We start from the raw sequence: 4029 nt of genomic DNA on the forward strand, positions 1-4029 counted from the left end.
ATCCGGCATAAAGCATCGGATTTTCGCTTCAATTTTTTCTCGCTGTTTGTAATTGCCGAGAAATTTTCGTAACTTTATATAAGCACCGAGGGGCTGAACACCCTCCGCAGGCATGGAATAAGGCGTGAAAGTACGACTATCGTACACCTTTAATGGCAAACCGGGCTGTCATGACGGGTATAACTCCTTATTTCATAATAGTCAGGATGTACATCGGTACATAGCAAGGTGTCTTTTGGGTTCCCCAAAAGGTTTCGGGTAACTCCGGTTCCCACGAAACAACCTTGCTATGTGGAGGCTGTCCTCCAAAGTCGGACATCCCAATTCCAAACCTGCGGTTGGCAGAGGCTCCGCGATGCACCACCACTTTAATCCACACTTTTATGACAAATCTATTTTGTAAAGGCGGACGACCGCCGGTTGCCAACAAGTGCAGCCACCATGTCAAAGTCAGCTTTGACGATCTCGAATGGGATGAACTCACCAGAATGATGGAGAAAGCCAACGCGACCGTAAAGGCCACTTTCATCAAGCAGCTCATCTTCGGCAAACCCTTCAAGGTGCTTGTCGCCGACAAATCTCTTGCGGTTTACTGCGCAAAGCTTTCGGAGTTTTTCGCCCAATACCGCACAATCGGGGTAAATTACGACCTTACAGTCAGAACCCTCAGAGAGAATTTCACCGAGAAAAAAGCGATGACACATCTATACAAGTTGGAGAAAGCCACCATTGAGATGATAGGTGTCATGTCGCAGGTAATGTCGTTGTCGGAAAAATTCGAGCAGCAATGGTCGCTAAAATCTCGATAGGCTCATCGCTCTACGGAGCATTGTCTTATAACGGCATGAAGATGAACCGTGACGAGGGTCGTGTGCTTGGAGCGAACAAAATCATTCTTCCGGCAGACGGGAATATTGACATCGCCCGCATGGTGGAGAATTTCAACCTGTTCATGCCGAAAATGGGCAGGACTAAAAAGCCTGTACTTCACATCTCACTGAATCCGCACCCCGACGATAAATTGACTGAACAGCAGTATGAAATCATCGCCCGCGAGTATCTGGACAAACTCGGCTTCGGTGGACAGCCCTACATAATTTATAAGCACATGGATATTGACCGCCACCATATCCATATAGTGACAGTCAATGTCAACGAGCAGGGCAAGAGGCTCAATCAGGACTTTCTATTTCGCCGCAGCAAAAAAATCACCACCGAGCTGGAGGAAAAATATAATCTCCACAAGGCGCAACGAGAAAAAATCTCGCCTGATATGCCCATACGCAGGATTGACCCAGCCGGAGATTTGAAGCGTCAGGTTGCCAACACCGTCAAAATGGTCGGTATGCGCTATAAATTCCAGACCATCGGAGAATATAACGCCATTCTCTCACTATATAATGTAAGGTGTGAGCCTACCGACGGCAAAGTGAACGGGCGCGAGTATCACGGTCTTGTCTATTTCGCCACCGATGACAGCGGCAAGACCATCGCAATGCCTTTCAAGGCATCGCGCCTCGGCAAGTTCGCGAGTCGCACTGCTATTGACGGCAAGTTTGAAAGGGCTAAGGAAAAGATTGATGTTGCGCCGACCAAGCGCAAAGTCGCCGATGTGATTGTTCACTCTACCAATAAGGCTGATTTCATCGCCAAGCTGAAAGAGCGAAACATTGATGTGGTTCTCCGTTACACGGAGGAAGGACGCATATATGGTGTTACTTTCATCGACCACAGCACTATGACAGTATTGAACGGTTCCCGGTTAGGCAAGGAGTTTTCTGCAAACGCCATCAACGAGCGTTTCAATAATCTGGCAAACGCACCTACCGATACTCCCGATGTTGCGATGCCTATTGTTGTTCCACCGATAGAGCAGACATATGAGGATAGCCATTCCGACACTACGCAAGAGCCTGAAGATAATCAACAGTCACAATCCACATCAGGGCAACAACAATCCACCGTTACCCAATCCGTTTCCAATTCCGGTGATTACGACCTGTCAATTCCGGGGCTTGACCTGTTCCAGCAGGGGCAGTCGTTTAACCCCGACGAGGAAGAGTTCCGTCGGCGTATGCAACGAAAGAAAAAGAAAGGGCCACGCCATCGGTTTTGACTGATTTTCCGCGCAATAGCATGGAAATACGGAAATAAATCGCTAACTTTGCCACTGAATCGCAGTCATAAATTTTTGATTGTGGATTTAGTGGTGAGTCGGCGGGAGGGATACCCGCCGACTTTTTCAAACCTTATCCCAAAAACCACCACTATATAATCCACTTAACCCACAAATTTATGGACACAATTGAAGTTGAGCGAGAAGTATTCGACGCACTGATTGAACGTGTCGATTTTCTCCACAAGACCGTCAAGGCGTTGTATGACGAGCTGCGCGACAAAAAGTTGTCGGACTGGCTCAACACCAAGCAGACCTGCGACTATCTCCACATATCCGAAAGGAAGCTACGCACACTGAAAGAGCGCGGTAAAATCGGGTTCTCCCATATCGGCAGACTTTCACAATTCAAGGGCAGCGACATCGCCCGGCTTATCGTGAGGGAGAAAGGAGCGGGGCAATGAAAGAAACAATAACCGCCACCGATCCGCGCATAATGCGGCTGAGCGCACAGGCCGATGACATCTCATCAATGTGCCTTCGGCTTCGGGAAGAATACCACCCGTTGCTCCACGGCAAGCGGTTCATCACCGACGCCATGCTGTCAGAACTGCTCGGAGTAAGCCGACGCACCACGCAGGACTACCGCGACCGAGGTATAATCCCGTACTACCGGCTTGACGGTAAAATCCTCTATGCCGAGGAAGATATAGAAATCTTCCTGCAATCCAACTACCGACCCAAATTCGACTGAAATAATAACGGCAGCCAAGCCAATAGCCCGGTTGCCGTTATTTTTCTTTCTCACTGCCCGCTGTCAGTTCATCATGGCGCAGTCAAACTTGTTGCGCATACTTGCCATATCCTCATATATGGTCTTGTCCTGCATTTTAGCGTAGATCTGAGTTGTCCGTATGTCGGAATGACCGAGCATCTTCGAGATGCTTTCAATCGGCACATGGTTACTCAGCGAAAGTGTTGCGAAGGTATGGCGGGCCAGATGCGTTGTGAGATGTTTCTCTATCCGTGCGAGGTCTGCAATCTCTTTTAGATATGCGTTCATCTTCTGGTTGGTAATTACAGGAAGCACCACATCTTTCTTGATGACAACCGGATTGTCATCATATTTTTCTGCGATCTTGCGAGGAACGGCAAGAAGAGGGATGACACTCATCTCGCCTGTTTTCTCACGGGCTTTGCGTATCCAAGTGTTGCCCTCGGCATCAGTAGTGATGTTTGACCGTAGCAGCGATTTGATGTCGCAGAACGCCAAGCCGGTGAAACAGCAGAACACGAAGGTATCGCGCACTACCTCAAGCCGCGGAATGTCGCTCAGGTCAAGCTCCATCACAGCTTTAAGTTCAGTTTCAGTCAGGTATTGTCGCTCAGTGTGGGTTCGCTGGTATTTCTTGCCTATAAACGGGTCATGGTCTATCCACTTGTGGGCGAGAGCATACTGCATCACATTCTTTACACAGCGCACATAGCGGACAGCGGCATTGTTGGCACATCCTTTTCTCATGCGCAGAAAATGCTCGAAGTCGTCAATTATGCCGGAGGTCACATCCTTTATCGGAATATCATCCACTTTCTGCGTCAGTTTGAAAAACTCCGCAAGGTAATCAATACAGCGCACCCAACGCTGATAAGTGGCTTTCACAATGTCGCCACGTTCCAGTTCCTCCTTGCGTTTCTCGTTGGTTTCACGGAACACATCGCAGAGCATTTTGGGCTTCTCGATAGTGCCGAGGAAATGGTCACGCAGTATTTTCGGATTTACCATCTTCCCCTCGCGCACAAGCATATTGTGTATTTTGAGGAAGCGGGCTTTCACAACCTCGATATACTTGTTAAGTTCGAGGTCTCGGCGAGAGCGGCCTTTGGACATGGCGCGCTTCTGATCCCAGTTCTCA

At 48.8% G+C, this 4029-nt stretch carries 5 protein-coding genes; 4 read left to right on the top strand and 1 reads right to left on the bottom strand.

Annotated elements, in window-relative coordinates; genetic code table 11:
- Positions 1–383 precede the first annotated feature (383 nt).
- The 4 genes from mobA to E4T81_RS15455 all read left to right on the top strand — a co-directional run bounded on the left by mobA (position 384) and on the right by E4T81_RS15455 (position 2870).
- Positions 384–809 (top strand): conjugal transfer protein MobA, encoded by a 426-nt coding sequence (mobA, locus tag E4T81_RS15440; RefSeq protein WP_123400224.1) that lies wholly within the window; start codon positions 384–386, stop codon positions 807–809.
- Entirely contained in the window at positions 788–2116 is a 1329-nt protein-coding gene (gene mobB / locus E4T81_RS15445; protein WP_135046147.1) for a conjugal transfer protein MobB, read from the top strand. Before mobA ends, mobB begins: the two co-directional genes overlap by 22 nt.
- 179 nt (positions 2117–2295) lie before the next feature.
- Positions 2296–2580: a helix-turn-helix domain-containing protein gene (locus E4T81_RS15450; RefSeq protein WP_135046149.1), complete on the top strand. Its 285-nt coding sequence runs from the start codon at positions 2296–2298 to the stop codon at positions 2578–2580.
- Positions 2577–2870 (top strand): helix-turn-helix domain-containing protein, encoded by a 294-nt coding sequence (locus E4T81_RS15455; RefSeq protein ID WP_135046151.1) that lies wholly within the window; start codon positions 2577–2579, stop codon positions 2868–2870. The genes E4T81_RS15450 and E4T81_RS15455 overlap by 4 nt, the downstream gene beginning before the upstream one ends.
- A gap of 63 nt (positions 2871–2933) precedes the next feature.
- On the opposite strand, the gene E4T81_RS15460 is transcribed toward E4T81_RS15455, so the two are convergent.
- Positions 2934–4029, bottom strand: a 1096-nt coding sequence (locus E4T81_RS15460; RefSeq protein WP_371683060.1) for a site-specific integrase, incomplete at its 5' end; no start/stop codon positions are given.

The organism is Barnesiella sp. WM24 (assembly GCF_004570975.1).
GTDB lineage: Bacteria > Bacteroidota > Bacteroidia > Bacteroidales > Muribaculaceae > Muribaculum.

Coding starts and splice junctions, on each gene's coding strand:
- mobA (WP_123400224.1), top strand. CDS start 384: ATGACAAATCTATTTTGTAAAGGCGGACGACCGCCGGTTGCCAACAAG.
- mobB (WP_135046147.1), top strand. CDS start 788: ATGGTCGCTAAAATCTCGATAGGCTCATCGCTCTACGGAGCATTGTCT.
- E4T81_RS15450 (WP_135046149.1), top strand. CDS start 2,296: ATGGACACAATTGAAGTTGAGCGAGAAGTATTCGACGCACTGATTGAA.
- E4T81_RS15455 (WP_135046151.1), top strand. CDS start 2,577: ATGAAAGAAACAATAACCGCCACCGATCCGCGCATAATGCGGCTGAGC.